Genomic DNA, 16,281 nt, shown 5'->3' with positions numbered 1-16,281 from the left:
TTACTCTCCTTGATTTAAATAATTAATTAACACTTCAGAATAATCATCCACATAAACAAGCTCTATGTTTAGCTCTTTAATAGATGGCATATCCTGGAACTCAACTGTTAAATAAAACTTACCAGCTGTTACTGTTGCTTTAGTATTTTTCTTTGGATCAAAATAAACATAAAATCCAATAGCAACACTATTTCCGACAAGTTCATTCATAAAATCTGTAACAGTTTTTTTAACCTCAAGCAGTTGATCTGCTTCTCTATCTCTTGCCCATTTATTTGCTTTAATAATTGCATCAAGTACTCTATAAAAAGTTCTTACTCTATCAAGAGCTTGCCAAATAGGATCAATATCTCTTGTCTCAAAACCATAAGTTCGCCAACCCTCATCTAAGAGAACTAAACAAGCACCCTCTTGTCTAAGTCGTCTTGCTTCACAATCACTACCCTCAAGGTACTCAATTTCTCTTGTAGTTCCAGCAGCTCCTAAAACTAATCTATTTGAATGAGACTTTGCCCAACCAAAAGACTCAGCATCAAATCTTGCAATTACTCCAGCAAGAATTGCAGAGTTTGGAATTTGTAAACCATCAGCTTTTGTATATGCTGTTGTATGAAGCATACAACGACTACCAAAATTTTCCATATAAGCTTTAAATCCAGCTTCATCTTCACTAAAATCATCTGTAATACCTGTTGCCCAAAGTTTTGTGGCAATTGCATCTATTTTTGCACCAATTTCAACGTCTGCACTAAAAATAGGAGCGATGATTAATCCTAATCTTAAATTTATTCCTGTTGGATAACTTGATTTTGTAAGTTCACCAATGGCAGCTAAAACATCAATTTTTAATTGTGCTGCATCTTCATTTTCAGGAACTAAATAACAAACAATAGGACAATTAACTCCTTGTAAATAAATACCTGTAAGAGCTGCTTTTAAAGTACCTGTTGCAATATTAGAAGTTTTAATATAAGTTAAACCTTCCTCTGCATTATTGAACTTTTTAAAACCAACATCACCTGAGCTAACTGTTGCAACAATTCCAATAGGTGTTGAACTTTCAACAGTTACTGGTCTAGCTGCACTTGCACTAATAGAACCATTTATACCAAACAATAACTCCACTTTATTCTCCTTTTATTAAATTAAATTCCAACTGATATCTTCTAAAGCAGTACCTTCTAATTCAGCTTTATTAGATATTTCTCTTATTTTATCAATCCACTCATACTCAGCTTTGTATGTTTCATCTGTTCTAGGGTGATTTAACTGCCAAATTATTGTGTACCTACTTGCAATTATCTCCCCAGCTTTAGTTTTAATAGAAAGTACTCTGTCTTCTTCATTAGTAACAGCATTCAATACTGTTACTAAGTCATTAAATTCTTTTTCTGTAATCTCAAGTAAGTTTTCATGATTTTCTATAATGGGATCAACATACAAATTACCCACGGCATCTTTAAAATATTTCATTTTTTTATCTCCTAGCGTAGTTCTACGGCAACTGAATGACCGCTTATAATATATCTTGCACCTGCTGGAATAACTGCACTAGCAAATAATCCAACGACACCCCCATTCCCATAATTTTGATAGTATGACTGCGCAACTAATACACCTGCAACAGTTATAGTTAAAGTACCACTAGAGGCTGGACTTTTCCATACATTTAACTGTATCGGGTTCCCTGTTGAATTAGTATACGTTACTCCACTAGTTTTAGTTACTGCTTGCCACGTCTGCGATATACCCAATCCTGTATTAGGCGGTAATGCTACATAATCATAAGCTCCAGACCCCTTATATAGATATAATGTATTACCACTAATTCTTAATGGGTCTGTAGCATGTAATGCTTGAGCTGAAGCCACTGTAACAGCTCCTAGAGCAGCAACTACTTGCGCTGGAGTACTAGGTCTGATATAGTTATTACTAGCTGTGTCGACTTGCGTCATTATAAAACCAATAGATGGATTAGTAGTGTCATACTCACTCTTAAATATTCTTGCATTAATATCGCCAGCTGAATCTCTTACAGCAACTGTATTTGGGGTTGAGGCAACAGTTGAATGGCATCCATCTATCGTATCGGCATCTAATCCACTTCCTGATCCATCTACAGATTTTATTTTTGCTAACACATCAGCTGCTGTATATGCAGAAGCATTTAGTTTTGTATTTAAAGCTGTTTGTAATCCAGCGATATTACTAATTCCAAGAGTGTCTAAAGTAGCTCTATTTAACTCTATAAAATCAACTATTTCTTGTAAAGTATCAAGATTTGAAGTATCACTTAAAAGTAAAGTATTTATTTGATCTATATAACCTTTTAGTATTTTACCTTGTGCTGCAGATAAAGGCTTATTTGTATCTGTTGCAGTTAAAGAGTTTTTTACATCTGTATAGTTTAATTTCAAAGCTAAAGAATTATTTACATCTATACTATTTGCTTTTAAAGCTAAGGCACTAATAGCTGCATCACTAAGAGGTAAATCCTTGGGTGCTAAGTTAGCAACATTTCCAAGTCCTATTTGAGCTTTTGTTACATTATGAGGATTACTTTTATCTTCTTTATGAGAGTTTACATAACTAACGGTTGCATAAACTAAGCTATTATCTGTATTAAATACAATATTTTCTGTATTTGTAGATGTTGTCGATACTTTTATATGAACTGCTTTAGATGAACCTTCATCTTGATTTACTTTATATGTAATAGGTACTGTTCCTATACAAATACAATCTCCATCTATATCAAATAGAGCAACTTCTTTTATCCAAAATCCACCAATCTCTGAAGGAATTATTAAGTCAAAAAATGTAGTTCCATTTTTAGTATCAACATTATTTATATCTGCTCTATATTCTTCGAATAAAAGTCCTGTCATATTAGGATTTAGATTTGTAATAACTCCACTTCCAACTGCAAATTTAGCTATTTGAATATAATTATTATTCAACTCTGCATTTTGTTTTTTTGTAAGTCCAATATTTGTAAATATTAATCTATATTGACTCATGCGATTAACTCCAATTCAATAAATTCAGAAGATGATGTAGAAGTACCTAAATAAATATTTGCTGTATCTATACTTGCTGTTACATTTATTGCATCTAATACACTTCTTACATTTTTATAAATAATTACATACTGTTCTAACACTTTTAAATCCTCAGCACTATAAGCTATACCAATACTTTCAATATCAATTTTAAAATGATATTTATCTCCTCCATAAGACCACCACTCTTGTATCTTTGCAGTAATATTAAATTGTTCAAGTACTTTCTCAACTGCATACAAAGTCCCTTTTTTTCTTTTTAGAATTTTTGAAAAAGAGATAAGATTCCTTTTTTCTTGCTCACTTAAATCATCACTCCAAAAATCAACTGAATTTTCATAAGCTAAAAAAGGTAAAAATTTCTTATCACAAGTTTTAGGATTTAACATATCTTTTAAAGGAGCAAGTTCACTTCTAATATTTTCAAATAAAATAAAAGCTAACTCATCAAGAGAGTGAAGCTCACTTTTTTCAAATTGTGGTAATAGTGATTGAAATATCATTACAGATTCCTATTTCATTTTCTAAAACTTCAACATTTGAAACTGGAGAGTTTACTACTACCTCTTTAATTCCTTCAACTTTTAAAAAGTCATTTATTTCTGATAAAGTAATTACTTCACCTATTTTTGTAATCTCTTTTAATCCAGTTTTCAATGAGTTAAGAGCTGCTATTTGAAGTGCAGCTGATTCTTGATTTTTATAAATCTTTAGATTTGCATCTATATTAAATAAAACTTTTGTTGCTTCAAAAACTTCAACTTTATCAGTAAGAGGTCTTTCTTGTTTATCATTACAAGCTTCTATAATCCTTTGATGCATAAGTTCATCTGCTTTTTCACTAAAATAATAGATTTTCACAACAGCGTCTTCATTACCTATTATTTTTACATCCTCTATTCTTCTATCTGATTTTAAAACTAAAGATTTATAAGTCTCTTCAGCTCCTGCTGTACTTTTATCTGCAAATGAAATTAAATATCTATTTAATAAACTCTCATCTGTTTCAGTTTCTGCACCATTTTTAAAAGCTTCAAGAGCTTTAGCTGTAATAACATAAGGTAAAGAAGTAGTAATATTTTCAGTTTTCACACTACTTTCAGAGATTTTTTCTTGTAGTTCAATTACTCCTTGTGTTTTTAAAGTTCCTGCTTTTATCGTTATGTCATTTAATAAAATTGCTTCAGAAGAATTTGTTTCATCTTTTAAAACTAGACCTGCTTGAATTGTATAATCGTTAGTTAATACAGCAGATATTGAAAATTCATAAACTGCATAAGGATTAGAACCAGCTAATCTTTCAATTCCATTTTCTGCAACTTTATGATCTAAGTTAGCTCCACTACAAAAAGCTAAAAGCAACTGCTTAACTATTTCATTTATCTCATTTCGTAAATATAATTCTCTGTATGAAAATGCTTGAACTACAAGTGAATACTGGTCTGAATCCAAAGGTTGCCAATCAATTCCATGTGTTGTAAAAATACCTTTTAAAATATCTATATTTGAAGCTAAAATCTCTTCATAAGTTTTTGTATTTAAAACTGTTGGAGTTGGTAATGCTTTAACATTTATCATTTTAGATTTACCTCTACTTCACCTATATTTAAAAGTATCTTTAAAACCAAAGAACCTTTTGTGGGTTCTATTAAAAAATTAACTCTATTTACACTTGCTCTTGGCTCATTTTTTGCTATTGCTTCAAAAGTATATTTAGTTGCAAGAACTCTAAAACTCTCATCAGCTTCCCTATCTCTTAAAGTATAAAGTAAACTTCCAAACTCAGGTCGCATGACTCTGCTACCCAAGGGAGTTTTTAAAATACGATTTATACTTTCAGAAATATCAGCTAGATACATATTAATCCCTTGAATAGCCATGATTAGAGTGATTAGTTAAATCACCTTTATTATCCGTTATAATTCCAGATGAATTAATATTTTTTGCAGAGATGTCACAATCAAAATTAGCTCCACCAATATCACTTCCACCACTTATTGCAATTCCATTTTGTCCAGTCATTCGTTTTTTTACTAATAAATTACCATCGATAGTTACATCACCTTTATGTAAAGAAGTACTTTCAATATAAGTTGTTTCAGCTTTTACCTTTGCCTCTTTACAAACTATATTTATAAGTCCAGCAGCATTAATATCTAAAGTTTTAGATTCACTATCGTAGAAAATTGTTGTACCATCTTCGTATGTGATAACTTCTCTTTTATTACTTAAACCATTTGGTTCTTTGTTATCCACATTATAAATAGATCCTAAAATAACTCCAACATTTCCAACACCACTAGGACTTAAAACTACAACTTGCTCACCAACTCTAATTGGACTTGCTTTTTTTGTAAAAGAGTTGTTTTTACTAAGCATTGGAAAAAAATCTGTCACTCTTTCATCATCAACTTTTACACGTGCAAGCATTTTCCCATCTGCTATTTTTGTATCAGTTACAGTTCCAAACTGAACTAAATTTGCAATTAATCTTTCTAGTTCTGCACTCATCATCTTTTCCAAATAGAAGTACCAGTTCTTTTTTCATAACTTCTAAGTACAAAATACCCTGATACAGTAGTAATACATAAAGTTGTAAATAGTTCAACCCAATGCTCTTTTATTGTAAAATTCCCAATATTCCCATCAAAAATTGCCAATAAAGTAACTATTGCAACTAGATATGCAGTTAATACTGGTCTTAAAAGTTTTGCAAATCTACTATCAGCACTATTATCACTTTTCCATCTTTCAGTAATATTCTCTTCTTGCTTTTGTTCATTCGCATAATCAAGCTTTTTATCTTCAAGTTTTAACTCTTCAATTCTAATTGCATATTGGGTTTCAAGCTCTTTTAGTTTTACTACAGTTTCAGGATTTTGTTCTACATATTTAACTACATCATCTTTTGATTCAAAATCTACACCAAACTCTTTACCTACATTTTGAATAACATTTTTTGTTAAATCTTTTACAGCTTCAGTTTTATCATCGCTTGTAAAAAGTTTATAAATATTTGGAGCTGCTGCTAATAATAATTGTAATCCTAAACTAAGCATCTTTTTTATCCTTTAAAGCTTGTAAAATTAAATCAATCTTGTCATCAATATTTTTCATAATAAGGTTATGCTCTTTTCTTGAGATGTATCTAACTTCAGCATCATCTTTTCTAAGAAGTTCTTTAATGTGCAAATCAAAATTCTTTAATTGATTTTCTATCTCTTTTAACTCTTTATGTACAAAATCTTTAAAGCTTTTTAGACCATCACTTATATCAGCTGCTTTATCTTTGTTTTTTTCATTCTTATACTTCAAAGCAAAATAAGCACCTACAACTGTAGTAAGAGTAGAACCTAATAAAAATAGATCTTTTATCTCAAGAGTTAAATCCACATAAAAACCTTTTTTTCTTCGCAGTTTACAAGAGTTAAGAACTCACTATAAAGTAAAGCATTTTTGAAAAGCATTTTTTTAAAAAATACGACTATATAGGCTATTCATAGATTTGTTATGATTGGGTCTCTTAAAATTTGGAAAAGGAAAGTCGTGCAAAAGTATGAAGATGAATTAAAAAATATACTTTCAGATATTGCAACTTGTGAGACTTATTTTGGAGAGTTCTACTCTTTAAATGAGATAAAAATAGATTCTAAAAAAATGCCTATTATTTATATAGATTTTTTAGGAGAAACTCCAGTTGATAATTATGAAGTATCTTTAGAATTCTCTTTATACATAGTTCATGCTGCTTTTTCAAAAAATGAAAATATTAGAGATTCAAAAAGATATGAAATTTATACTTTATTAAAACAGATAAATGAAGCTTTACAATCTAAACCTGTTTTAGATTCACAACTTATAAAGTCAAAAGGCTCAAAAAAAATACTTGATGCAAAAAGTGCAAGTGCCTACATAACAATTTTTAAAAAGAATATTGAATTTTCAATCAATACAAATCAAATACAAGGAAGTTTAATTGAATAAAGCATTTATTACCTGCAGTATCTTGTTTGCTTTAAATTTAGAAGCAAATAACGAATTTAAATTAGCTGTTGTTGGAAAATGGCAAGGTCACATAAATGGACCTTTTGAAATAACTCTTGATGATCTTAATCAGATGAAAAAAAACTTTGATGATGCCAAAGTTGATGGAGTAATAGATTTAGATCATGCAACAGTTTTTAATGGAACAGGAGAAGCTTATGGATGGATAAAAGAGTTAGAAGTAAGAGAAAATGAGTTATGGGCTAGTAAAGTCGAATGGTTAGATCATGGAAAAGAGCTAATCAAAGCTAAAAAATACAAATACATTAGTCCTGTTTTGTTACCAAATACAATAAATCAAGTTGATGGGGCAAATATCGGTTGGACAATTCATAGTACTGCATTAACTAACAGACCTTTTTTAGAAGAACTGGGAGAAATAGTAGTAAACAATAATCAAATTCAAGACAAAGGAGAAAATAGTATGACGCCAGAACAAAAAGAAAAGATGGAAAAACTTGAAAAACAAGTTGAAACATTAACAGCAGAAAAAGAAACAGCAGAAGCTGAAAAAATTACAGTTCAAGTTGATGCAGCAATTGCAGCAAACAAAGTTGCACCTGAACAAAAAGATTCACTAATCACATTAGGAAAAGCAAATCCAGAAGCTCTAAGTGATTTATTAGCAAAAGCAAAAGCTTTTGTTCAAGTACCAGGTAATGATTTATTTCAAAATAACAATAACAATCAAGGTAAAAAAATTGATGTACTTAAATTAGGAGGAATTATTAATGGCTGAGTATACAGGAGCAAGTATTAAAAATATTTCTATGGTTAAAGCTAGTGATGTTTTTATTAATGATTTAGTTTCAGTTGTTGGTACTGTTAATGTTACAGCATTAGCAATTACAAAAGATGGTGTTCTAAAAATCGGAACTATTTTAAGAACATTAGATGGTGGAGAAAATTGGGAAACTTTATCAACTCCAGCCTATATAGCTGGAGTGTATGATGATGAGGCAGAAGTATACTTTGAAGGTCATATCTACAAAAGTACTGTAGCCGCTAATGAAAGTGCTCCACAAACAGGTGATTGGGAAGATTTAGGCGAATGGGGTGCAAATGGTATTTTAAAAGAAACACTTACAGAAACAAAAAGAACTTCCGTATTAGTTCTAGGTAGTGCAAAAGGTAAATATCTAGTAGATTTAGATTCATACCTAAAAGTGCAATTGTTTAAAAATAAATTATTTATAAAATAAGGGGAAGAAATGACAATTTTAGAAATCATAAAATTATGGACTAGTACAAATATGCTTAAAGCTATCAACTCAATTAAGCTTGTTAGTACATATACATATGACAAATACTTTAAAGGTAAAGAAGAACCTGTATATGGAAATATTGCAAAACTTAAGATTAAAAAATCTGCAAGTGTTGTTTTAGAATCAATTGCACCAGGTGCTGACAGATTACTTGATGATTTAGATGATGTTTATCAACTAAACATTGATATTCCAAGATTCGGTAAAGATGCAGAACTTTTAGCAAATGAGATTAATCAATTTGATTCATTAGATGGAACAGATAAAGCTGAAGCTGTATCAAAATGGATTACTGGGAAAATGAAAGAACACCTTGGAGATTATTCAACTACTACTGAATTTATGGCAACAGGTGCTCTATTTGGAAAGATAGTTGATGGAAAAGGAAAAGTGTTGTTTGAATTTACAACAACTGCTGACCCTATCGAGTTTAAAGATAAAGATATTGATTCTGTTTTAGAAGAGATAGATGAAGCTTTAGTTGAAGAAGTTGGGATGGAAGTTCCTTATGAGATTTTATGTTCATCTATATTTATGCAAAGAATAAGAGCAAAAGCAAAAGCTGAAAAACTATTTGAAGACAAAACTGCACAAAATATTGATGAAGGTGGAAAAAGAATTTTACTAGTTCATGGAAAAAGATTTGTTCCATATAGAAATTCTTATCCTGATACAGAGGGAGATAGAAAACCATTTATTGAAGAAGGTAAAGCTGTTGTTGTTCCCGATTCACCTGAAGTTTATAGTGTAGCAGTTGGAAGAGCTGATCATATTGAAGCTTTAAAAAGTGTTCCAAAACAATTCTTTGCTTCACAGCCTGAACCTTTAGCAAAAGGTAAAGGATATGGATTCTCAACTGAGACAAAGATTTTACCTTATTGTGTAAGACCAGGGGCTTTAATTAAATTGAAATTCTCTTAAACAATAGCAATTTAAGATAAAAGCCTTTACGGGCTTTTATTTACTAATTCGATAAATCTATCGAATAAAAAAAGATTTTAATTTTTAAACGGGTTTTAAACGCCACTACGAGGATTTTTCAAATGATTACAAACCAAGATTTACTAAAAGAGATAAGTGAAAATGAACTTATCGAGCTATCTGATTTAAATGCAAAGAATGAATTAGATCAAACAGTAATTGAAGATGCAATAAATGATGCAATCTCTTTTATTGAATCTTTCATAGTACAACCAGAGAATCCAACACCATTATTAAAAAAGATTTTAGTTAATTTAACTATCTATGAACTAAGACGAAAAAATGGTTTAGTAAGTGATAGCGACAAAGAGTTAAAAAAAGAGAATGAAGCTTACTTAGTAAAAATGAGTACAGGAAGATTAAAAGTTGAAGTTACACATAACTCAACTGCATCAGTTCCCTTTGAAAATAAATCCTTTGCATTTAGACATAGACAAAATAAAAAAGTAAGAACAGAAGGTTTTAGATAATGGCAAAATTAAGTAATGCAGATAGAAACAGACTCCTTGCAAGAAGTCTATTTGTAGATGCGAATCAAAGCTATATTCAAATTGCTGAAACTTTAGAAGTAAGTGATAAAACTATTGCTAACTATCAAAGTAAAGATAAAGCTCTAGGTTTTGATTGGCTAACACTGCGAGCTTCTAAACACATTCAAACTACTCAAACTACAAAAGAGAATATGTACTCTATGTTTACAGGCTATATGATGGATAGCTTAAAAGAGATAAGAGAAAATGAAAAGATGACAGCTGAAATAAAAGCTCAAATGATAGTAAGTTTAGGAGATAGTTTCTCTAAAATGGGGAAAGTAGCACGTCAAGAAGATCCTGAAGCTTATAAATTTGGAATCATTAAAATCACTATTCAAAAGATATTAGAAGCTTTAAAAAAGGAACTAGATACTTCAAATATGGAAAAAGTTCTTGAAGTAATTTATGAAATACAAGATGAGATAGCCGATGTCACTATTTGAAAAGAGTGATTTATTAGAGTTTCTAAATGAAACTTATACTTCAGCTTTAGATGATGGAAAAAGTAAAATAGGAGCTTTAAAGCTTACAAGAAAAGAGTATAAATCTTGGGTTAGTGACTTTAGTTCATCTTTAAAAGAACAAATCAAAGTAAATACCTTATTAGATCCAAATAAAAAACTTGAGAGAATTGATGAGCAAAAAAGTGATTTTCATTTCTTTAGAAAAACATACTTTCCGCACTACTTTACACTAGATGGTAAATCAAAACTTCAAGAAGAGCTAGAAAGCAGATACTACAAAATAATTGATAGATATAAACCTTTTGGGCTTAGATTTGCAATTGCAGCTCCAAGGGGATTTGGTAAATCAACAGATGTTTCAATTGCTTTTCCTATTTGGTGTATTGTAAATAACTTTAAACACTTTATTACTATTTTCTCAGATGCCATAGAACTAGCAGAAACTTTAGTGGAAGCAATCAAAGCAGAACTAGAAGAAAATGAAAGACTAAAAGCTGATTTTCCAGAGGCTTGTGGAATTGGAAAAGTTTGGAAAATTGGTGAGTTAGTATCAAAGAATAATGTAAAAATCAAAGCTTATGGTTCAGGAAAAAGAGTAAGGGGTGTTAAGCACGGAACTTTCAGACCTGATCTTACAATCATAGATGATTTAGAAAATGATACAAATGTAAGAAGCAGAAAACAAAGAGATAAGCTAGAAGAGTGGCTTGATGAAGCTGTTGAAAACTTAGGTTCAGTAGATGATAGTATGGACATTCTTTATATAGGAACTATTTTACATAGGGATTCAGTTCTTGCTAGAAAACTAAAACTAAAGTTTTGGAATCCTATTGTTTTTAGAGCCTTAGTTTCATATCCTATAAATATGCCTATGTGGGAAGAGTACACAAAAACATATAAATATGAAGGTGATACTCAAGCTAGAAACTATTATCTTGAAAACAAAGAGCTTATGGACGAAGGAGCTATTTTACTTTGGGATGCAGTTAACTTAGAATCTATTATGAGAAAAAGGGCTAAGAATCCAAGAGCCTTTCAAAAAGAGCAACAAAATAATCCAAATAGTGAAAACCAAAAGTTTGACTCAAGTAAATTTGCAAAAATAAACCCTACCCAAACGCCAAAACTTGATTATATCTATATGGCAGTTGATGCAAAAGGAGATAGTGATCAAGGGGATTTTTGTGGAAGAGTTGCAGGTGGACTAAGTCTAGCTACTCAAAAGCTTTATATCTTTTATACAAAACAAGCAAGAATCAAAGGTAAACCCGTAGTTGATGCAGTTGTAAAAAACTTAAAAGAGATAAATGTTTATATGTTAGGTGGAGATAAAAATGGTGGTTTTTATATGCTTCGAGATTGGATAAAAAGTGCTTGTTTTACTGAAAATGTAAAAGTTCCACTTATGAAATTCACCCATCATACAGGAAATAAAGAAGACCGTATGGGTGAACTAGAGTTTCCTTTAGATGATGGAGATATTATTTTTGTGGGAGATCATCCTGAGCTATTTAATCAAATGGACGACTTTCCTGAATCAGAGTTTGATGATTTACATGATGCACTTCAACAAGTATATGATATGAGCAGATTAAGAAGAATCAAAAAAGATGCCCAAAATGGGAAAAGAACAAATACAAGAGCTGGTTCTAGACATCAAAGACCAAGTAGAAATACAAGAGAAAAAAGAGGTAGAAGATAATGGGGAAAAATAAAAAAATAAAAGGAACAAGAGCAAAAGGTTCATTAATTCTAAATAATAAATCTGAAAACAAAAGAACTGCTGTGAAAATATCAACTTCTCAAAAAGATATTTTAAAATCACTGTTTGAGCTACCTGTACAAAATAGTTGGTTAAGTGAAGATGAGATAGATAAGATCTTAAGAGATTCTACTGTAGCTGCTGCAATTGGAAGTAGAAAAGCTTCAACTCTAAAAAAAGAGATACTAATTTCATCTGAAAATAAAGATATAAAAGATGAAATGGAAAAAGTATTTTCTTTTGATGTAATTGATTCTATGCTTGATATTCCATATTATGGTTTTGGAGTGTTTGAGTTAAACTGGTATGCAAATAAATCTTTTTTATTCCCAAACATTGAAGAGAGATTTTACAAAAACTTCATCCTAGAAAATAAGGTTTTAAAATTTAATGCAATAGGAATAGCAGAAGATATTCCACCTTTTAAAGCTGTTTATTCAACTTATAAAGCAAAACCAAACAAGCCTTATGGTCAACCATTATTTCATACTTTATTTTGGTTAATAGAATTTAAAAATGCTTCTTTACAGTTTTGGGTAGAACTACTTGAGAGATTTGGGACTCCTTGGGTTATTGCAAAAACAGAGGGTGACAAAGATATTCTAGCAGATGAAATTTATAACATGTTAGGTGGTGATGGAGCTGTGATTGATAGTGAAGATGCAATAGATATAAAAACAGCTACAGATAAAGGAAACTTCAAAGAACTTATAGAATATATTGATGATCAAATAAGAGAGATTATCTTAGGTGGAAATCTAACAGGAAATGTAAAAGGTGGTTCACAAGCTGCTGCTAATGTTCACAATGAAATTAGAGAAGATTTAGCTCAAGCTGATGAAAATATTGTAAATAAACTCATCAAAGACATTATTCAAAATTTCAAAGAACTAAATAATTTATCTTTAGAAATAACAGGAAAATTAAAAGATAAAGACGACCCAAACAAAGAACTTGCAGATAGAGATAAGATTATCTACGATATGGGTTATCAACCAACAAAAGAGTATATAGAAGAGACTTATAGTATTAAAGTAACTGAAATACAAAAAGATACAACAAAACCTATTACCAATAATACTGACATTTCCAGTGCTTCAGCACTCTCTTTGAGAAAAGCAAATTTATTAGCAATGAATAACCCTATTGCGATTGATGAACTAGATAGAAATATTCAAAACCTAGATTTAGAAAAGATAACACTTACATTTCAAAAGCAAATTTTACAAATTATAAACAAAAGTGACTCTTTTGAGGAGATGCTAGACACTCTTTTTAAAGCTTATCCAACCTTTGATACAAAGCTTTTAGAAGAAAGTTTATATAAAAACCTTACCCTTTCGCAGATTTTAGCAGCTGCTCAAATTGAGGATGAAAATCCAAATGGTTAAAATAGATTTTGAAGCTCAAAAAACTCCAGCTGCAGTATATGATTATTTAAAAAGTAAAGGTTTAAAACTAACTTTTAATTATGATGAGCTTTTAAAAGAGGCTCATGATAAAGCTTTTACCGTTGCCAAAATCACAAGAGCAGACCTATTAAATGATATTCATGAATCACTTACAAATGCCATGAAAAGTGGAGAAAACTTCAATACTTGGAAAAAGAATATTATCCCAACTTTAGAAAAAAAAGGTTGGTGGGGAGAAAAAGATATAGTAAATCCAGCAACAGGTGAAGTAAAAAAAATAGTAATAGACTCAAGAAGATTAAAAACTATCTACAGTACAAACATGAGAGTTGCATATCAAAAGTATAGATATAAGCAAATGATGGAACTGCCATTGTCAACCTATTGGATGTATAGAAGTGCTCTGCTTGAAAACACCAGGGACTCACATAGAAAACTTCATGGAACAGTTCTGCCAAGAGATAATGCTTTTTGGAATACAAACTATCCTCCAAATGATTGGAATTGCAAATGTACAGTTACAGCTCACAGCAAAAGAGACCTTGAAAGAAGAGGATTAAAAGTAGCAACTGGAGACATTGAAAATATCGCTTCAAGGGATTGGGCATACAATGTAGGTAAAACTTCAAATTTAGCTGCTATTTCGAAACTAAATTTAGATGATTCATTATCTTCTTTAACTACTATGAATAGTGTAAAAAATGAAGCTTTAAAAGACATGAGTGAAGTTGAACTAAAAGAAAGATTTTATAAAACTTTAGGTGTTGCACCAGGAACAGTTTTTATAGATAAAATAAATGATCCTATCATAATTGATGATAATCTATTTGAAGCAGCTTCAGGTCACACGAAAATAAAAAAAAGAGATAGACACTTATATCTTGATGAAATAGCCAAAACTATAAGTGACCCTGATGAGATATATCTTGAATCAAAAAGAGGAAATATATCAAAAGAAAACACAATATTTAAAAAGATGTTTAGATACATAGACGACAATGGAAAAAAAAGAGCAATAGTTGTTATATTTGAATATTTAGAGGATAAAACACAAGGTGTCACAGCGTACTACTTAGACAATGGAACTCAAGTAGAAAAAAGAAGAATAGAAAAGTTAGTTTACAAAAGAGAGTCGGATTAAGGCTACAGTTTGCGGGGCAGAGCCGACATGCCATTATCTGTAGTCCCATTTCTCTTTTTATACTCTAATTGTACCAAATAGGATAATTAAATGCAAGTAACATTAGAAATATTAGAATTACCAGCTATTAAAAGAAAACTTGAAGAAATAGGTCAAAATATCTCAAATACTTTTCCATTAATGAATGAAATGGGACAATACCTAGCAACCATAACAAGAGATAGTTTTGATGAAAAAAAAGACCCAAATGGAAGAAATTGGACTCCATTATCAAATGCAACTGTTCAAAAAAAACTAAAAAAAGGAAAACCTAATAAATTACTTTTTCAAGAAGGAGATTTACAAGATAGATTTATTTATCATATTGAAGAAAATGAAATAGCAATAGGAACAAATGCAAATAATGATGGTTTTTTATATCCAGCTGTTCATCAATTTGGAACAGATAATGCTTGGGGAAGAGGAATAAAAGTTGAGGCAAGAGCCTTTATGCCTATAACAATAGATGGAAAGCTTTATGATGATGTGGAAAATGAATTAGAAAGGATTGTTGTAGATTTTGTAGAGAGTGCTTTAGAATAAACTACCAGGCTCTCTTAAATGTTTTGTGATAAGTAAGATTTGTGCTTCACTTAAATCATAAGTTTTTGCAAGCTTTTTAGTAAGTCTTTTTTCACCTTGTCTTTTTTTATATTCAGTACAAATTTCATCATTTCGGATAGTTGTTTTATATGAAGGTATATACAAAGAAGAACCTCCATGTTCTTTTATTACATCTTCAATTGTACTTTCAGGTTTTTTTACAAAGTTAAAAAACTCTTGGAATAAATCATAATTTGTAATTGTTGCCATTTTTAACCTCCATAAAATAATGGATTATATCCAAATAAATAACATTTTGCAATATATAACTAGAATTATATTTCTAAGTGAAATTAAAAAACTAAAATATTTCATATTAATATTAAAGTTTTTCTAAGCATTCCCGTAGCCCTGAAATAGTATCAGATACAATATAATGATCTTCAGCAAGTTTATATAATTCATTAAGTATTTTTTCTCCATATGGTTCTTTTAGAGGATTAAGATTTACTTTTTTAGTAGCAGGCACTCTGAAATAACCTTTCAATAAATATTCTAAATCAACCATAACTTCTTCAACTTCACCATCTATAAGATAGTTCACTTTTCATACTTTCTCCTTTTTTATTATTTTATCCCATTTTTTCTAAAGCTATAATCACCTTTGTAGCTTCATGTTTTGTTAAGCTTTCCATTTCTTGCAATTTATGTCTTGTAATTCTCAATATAAAATTTGCTAAAGCTTTTTTGTCTTTATCTCTTGCCTTTTTACTCCATAATTCATATATTTTATGTTCTTGTGCCTCAGTTGCTTTTTCAATAGGAATATCACTTACATTTCTATTGCAAAAATCTAAAAGTAGTTTTAATTCATCTATACTTAGCTTTGTTGTACTATCAGCTCCAAAACGACTAAGCATAAACTCTTTTCGCATTTCATCATCTATAAAAACATTATGTTTAACTATTTGGATTTTTTGAATAAGTCTTTTTTTATAAGATTGTTGTTTGTTTATCATAGTTTTTCCTTTTTCT

At 30.2% G+C, this 16,281-nt stretch carries 22 protein-coding genes; 10 read left to right on the top strand and 12 right to left on the bottom strand.

Going from position 1 to position 16,281, the window contains the following annotated elements; genetic code table 11:
- Genes ABLL_RS09530 through ABLL_RS09490 form a run of 9 tightly spaced genes read right to left on the bottom strand, consistent with a single transcriptional unit; the run spans position 1 to position 6,455 of the window.
- A complete protein-coding gene (locus ABLL_RS09530) occupies positions 1-1,125 on the bottom strand; it encodes a tail sheath protein (RefSeq protein WP_014474590.1) in 1,125 nt (374 codons plus the stop codon).
- A gap of 15 nt (positions 1,126-1,140) precedes the next feature.
- Positions 1,141-1,473, bottom strand: coding sequence for a hypothetical protein (locus ABLL_RS09525; RefSeq protein ID WP_014474589.1), 333 nt, complete (start codon positions 1,471-1,473; stop codon positions 1,141-1,143).
- Between the two features lie 11 nt (positions 1,474-1,484).
- On the bottom strand, positions 1,485-3,020 hold the full coding sequence (locus ABLL_RS09520; RefSeq protein WP_014474588.1) for a phage tail protein: 1,536 nt from the start codon (positions 3,018-3,020) through the stop codon (positions 1,485-1,487).
- On the bottom strand, positions 3,017-3,565 hold the full coding sequence (locus tag ABLL_RS09515) for a phage tail protein I (protein ID WP_014474587.1): 549 nt from the start codon (positions 3,563-3,565) through the stop codon (positions 3,017-3,019). Before ABLL_RS09515 ends, ABLL_RS09520 begins: the two co-directional genes overlap by 4 nt.
- Complete coding sequence (locus ABLL_RS09510; RefSeq protein ID WP_014474586.1) at positions 3,534-4,640, bottom strand: baseplate J/gp47 family protein; 1,107 nt, start codon at positions 4,638-4,640, stop codon at positions 3,534-3,536. Before ABLL_RS09510 ends, ABLL_RS09515 begins: the two co-directional genes overlap by 32 nt.
- The gene (locus ABLL_RS09505; protein ID WP_041654826.1) at positions 4,637-4,921 is read right to left on the bottom strand and encodes a GPW/gp25 family protein; all 285 of its coding nucleotides are present in this window, start codon (positions 4,919-4,921) and stop codon (positions 4,637-4,639) included. The genes ABLL_RS09510 and ABLL_RS09505 overlap by 4 nt, the downstream gene beginning before the upstream one ends.
- Position 4,922: 1 nt before the next feature.
- Positions 4,923-5,573, bottom strand: a complete 651-nt coding sequence (locus ABLL_RS09500) for a phage baseplate assembly protein V (protein WP_014474584.1) — start codon at positions 5,571-5,573, stop codon at positions 4,923-4,925.
- Positions 5,573-6,121, bottom strand: coding sequence for a hypothetical protein (locus tag ABLL_RS09495; protein WP_014474583.1), 549 nt, complete (start codon positions 6,119-6,121; stop codon positions 5,573-5,575). Before ABLL_RS09495 ends, ABLL_RS09500 begins: the two co-directional genes overlap by 1 nt.
- Complete coding sequence (locus ABLL_RS09490; protein WP_014474582.1) at positions 6,114-6,455, bottom strand: hypothetical protein; 342 nt, start codon at positions 6,453-6,455, stop codon at positions 6,114-6,116. The genes ABLL_RS09495 and ABLL_RS09490 overlap by 8 nt, the downstream gene beginning before the upstream one ends.
- A gap of 153 nt (positions 6,456-6,608) precedes the next feature.
- On the opposite strand from ABLL_RS09490, the gene ABLL_RS09485 reads away from it, so the two are divergent.
- From ABLL_RS09485 to ABLL_RS09440, 10 genes are all read left to right on the top strand, one after another.
- Positions 6,609-7,046, top strand: a complete 438-nt coding sequence (locus tag ABLL_RS09485) for a hypothetical protein (RefSeq protein WP_014474581.1) — start codon at positions 6,609-6,611, stop codon at positions 7,044-7,046.
- Entirely contained in the window at positions 7,039-7,845 is an 807-nt protein-coding gene (locus tag ABLL_RS09480; RefSeq protein ID WP_258239353.1) for a phage protease, read from the top strand. Before ABLL_RS09485 ends, ABLL_RS09480 begins: the two co-directional genes overlap by 8 nt.
- Complete coding sequence (locus tag ABLL_RS09475; protein ID WP_014474579.1) at positions 7,838-8,308, top strand: hypothetical protein; 471 nt, start codon at positions 7,838-7,840, stop codon at positions 8,306-8,308. Before ABLL_RS09480 ends, ABLL_RS09475 begins: the two co-directional genes overlap by 8 nt.
- Before the next feature lie 9 nt (positions 8,309-8,317).
- On the top strand, positions 8,318-9,292 hold the full coding sequence (locus tag ABLL_RS09470) for a major capsid protein (protein ID WP_014474578.1): 975 nt from the start codon (positions 8,318-8,320) through the stop codon (positions 9,290-9,292).
- Positions 9,293-9,414: 122 nt separating this feature from the next.
- Positions 9,415-9,822 carry a phage protein Gp36 family protein gene (locus tag ABLL_RS09465; protein WP_014474577.1) on the top strand — a complete coding sequence of 136 codons (408 nt, stop codon included), beginning with the start codon at positions 9,415-9,417 and terminating at the stop codon, positions 9,820-9,822.
- A complete protein-coding gene (locus ABLL_RS09460) occupies positions 9,822-10,328 on the top strand; it encodes a DUF1804 family protein (RefSeq protein WP_014474576.1) in 507 nt (168 codons plus the stop codon). Before ABLL_RS09465 ends, ABLL_RS09460 begins: the two co-directional genes overlap by 1 nt.
- A complete protein-coding gene (locus ABLL_RS09455) occupies positions 10,315-12,051 on the top strand; it encodes a hypothetical protein (RefSeq protein ID WP_014474575.1) in 1,737 nt (578 codons plus the stop codon). The genes ABLL_RS09460 and ABLL_RS09455 overlap by 14 nt, the downstream gene beginning before the upstream one ends.
- Positions 12,051-13,502 carry a DUF935 family protein gene (locus ABLL_RS09450; protein WP_014474574.1) on the top strand — a complete coding sequence of 484 codons (1,452 nt, stop codon included), beginning with the start codon at positions 12,051-12,053 and terminating at the stop codon, positions 13,500-13,502. Before ABLL_RS09455 ends, ABLL_RS09450 begins: the two co-directional genes overlap by 1 nt.
- The gene (locus tag ABLL_RS09445; protein ID WP_014474573.1) at positions 13,495-14,664 is read left to right on the top strand and encodes a phage minor head protein; all 1,170 of its coding nucleotides are present in this window, start codon (positions 13,495-13,497) and stop codon (positions 14,662-14,664) included. Before ABLL_RS09450 ends, ABLL_RS09445 begins: the two co-directional genes overlap by 8 nt.
- Before the next feature lie 90 nt (positions 14,665-14,754).
- Positions 14,755-15,246: a phage virion morphogenesis protein gene (locus ABLL_RS09440; protein ID WP_014474572.1), complete on the top strand. Its 492-nt coding sequence runs from the start codon at positions 14,755-14,757 to the stop codon at positions 15,244-15,246.
- On the opposite strand, the gene ABLL_RS09435 is transcribed toward ABLL_RS09440, so the two are convergent.
- From ABLL_RS09435 to ABLL_RS09425, 3 genes are all read right to left on the bottom strand, one after another.
- The gene (locus tag ABLL_RS09435) at positions 15,238-15,516 is read right to left on the bottom strand and encodes a hypothetical protein (RefSeq protein WP_014474571.1); all 279 of its coding nucleotides are present in this window, start codon (positions 15,514-15,516) and stop codon (positions 15,238-15,240) included. The genes ABLL_RS09440 and ABLL_RS09435 overlap by 9 nt on opposite strands.
- 112 nt (positions 15,517-15,628) lie before the next feature.
- On the bottom strand, positions 15,629-15,850 hold the full coding sequence (locus tag ABLL_RS09430) for a hypothetical protein (RefSeq protein WP_014474570.1): 222 nt from the start codon (positions 15,848-15,850) through the stop codon (positions 15,629-15,631).
- Positions 15,851-15,878: 28 nt separating this feature from the next.
- The gene (locus ABLL_RS09425; RefSeq protein ID WP_014474569.1) at positions 15,879-16,265 is read right to left on the bottom strand and encodes a phage protein GemA/Gp16 family protein; all 387 of its coding nucleotides are present in this window, start codon (positions 16,263-16,265) and stop codon (positions 15,879-15,881) included.
- Between the last annotated feature and the right edge of the window lie 16 nt (positions 16,266-16,281).

The sequence above is a fragment of the Arcobacter sp. L genome (genome assembly GCF_000284235.1).
Taxonomy (GTDB): Bacteria; Campylobacterota; Campylobacteria; order Campylobacterales; family Arcobacteraceae; genus Aliarcobacter; species Aliarcobacter defluvii.
Note: the sequence above shows the minus strand (reverse complement) of the source record. Positions and strands in the feature narration are given on the sequence as shown.

What these genes read in the sequence shown, in the direction of transcription:
- ABLL_RS09525 (WP_014474589.1), bottom strand. Translation starts at nt 1,473, where the DNA reads ATGAAATATTTTAAAGATGCCGTGGGTAATTTGTATGTTGATCCCATT.
- ABLL_RS09520 (WP_014474588.1), bottom strand. Translation starts at nt 3,020, where the DNA reads ATGAGTCAATATAGATTAATATTTACAAATATTGGACTTACAAAAAAA.
- ABLL_RS09515 (WP_014474587.1), bottom strand. Translation starts at nt 3,565, where the DNA reads ATGATATTTCAATCACTATTACCACAATTTGAAAAAAGTGAGCTTCAC.
- ABLL_RS09510 (WP_014474586.1), bottom strand. Translation starts at nt 4,640, where the DNA reads ATGATAAATGTTAAAGCATTACCAACTCCAACAGTTTTAAATACAAAA.
- ABLL_RS09505 (WP_041654826.1), bottom strand. Translation starts at nt 4,921, where the DNA reads ATGTATCTAGCTGATATTTCTGAAAGTATAAATCGTATTTTAAAAACT.
- ABLL_RS09500 (WP_014474584.1), bottom strand. Translation starts at nt 5,573, where the DNA reads ATGAGTGCAGAACTAGAAAGATTAATTGCAAATTTAGTTCAGTTTGGA.
- ABLL_RS09495 (WP_014474583.1), bottom strand. Translation starts at nt 6,121, where the DNA reads ATGCTTAGTTTAGGATTACAATTATTATTAGCAGCAGCTCCAAATATT.
- ABLL_RS09475 (WP_014474579.1), top strand. Translation starts at nt 7,838, where the DNA reads ATGGCTGAGTATACAGGAGCAAGTATTAAAAATATTTCTATGGTTAAA.
- ABLL_RS09470 (WP_014474578.1), top strand. Translation starts at nt 8,318, where the DNA reads ATGACAATTTTAGAAATCATAAAATTATGGACTAGTACAAATATGCTT.
- ABLL_RS09465 (WP_014474577.1), top strand. Translation starts at nt 9,415, where the DNA reads ATGATTACAAACCAAGATTTACTAAAAGAGATAAGTGAAAATGAACTT.
- ABLL_RS09460 (WP_014474576.1), top strand. Translation starts at nt 9,822, where the DNA reads ATGGCAAAATTAAGTAATGCAGATAGAAACAGACTCCTTGCAAGAAGT.
- ABLL_RS09455 (WP_014474575.1), top strand. Translation starts at nt 10,315, where the DNA reads ATGTCACTATTTGAAAAGAGTGATTTATTAGAGTTTCTAAATGAAACT.
- ABLL_RS09450 (WP_014474574.1), top strand. Translation starts at nt 12,051, where the DNA reads ATGGGGAAAAATAAAAAAATAAAAGGAACAAGAGCAAAAGGTTCATTA.
- ABLL_RS09445 (WP_014474573.1), top strand. Translation starts at nt 13,495, where the DNA reads ATGGTTAAAATAGATTTTGAAGCTCAAAAAACTCCAGCTGCAGTATAT.
- ABLL_RS09440 (WP_014474572.1), top strand. Translation starts at nt 14,755, where the DNA reads ATGCAAGTAACATTAGAAATATTAGAATTACCAGCTATTAAAAGAAAA.
- ABLL_RS09435 (WP_014474571.1), bottom strand. Translation starts at nt 15,516, where the DNA reads ATGGCAACAATTACAAATTATGATTTATTCCAAGAGTTTTTTAACTTT.
- ABLL_RS09425 (WP_014474569.1), bottom strand. Translation starts at nt 16,265, where the DNA reads ATGATAAACAAACAACAATCTTATAAAAAAAGACTTATTCAAAAAATC.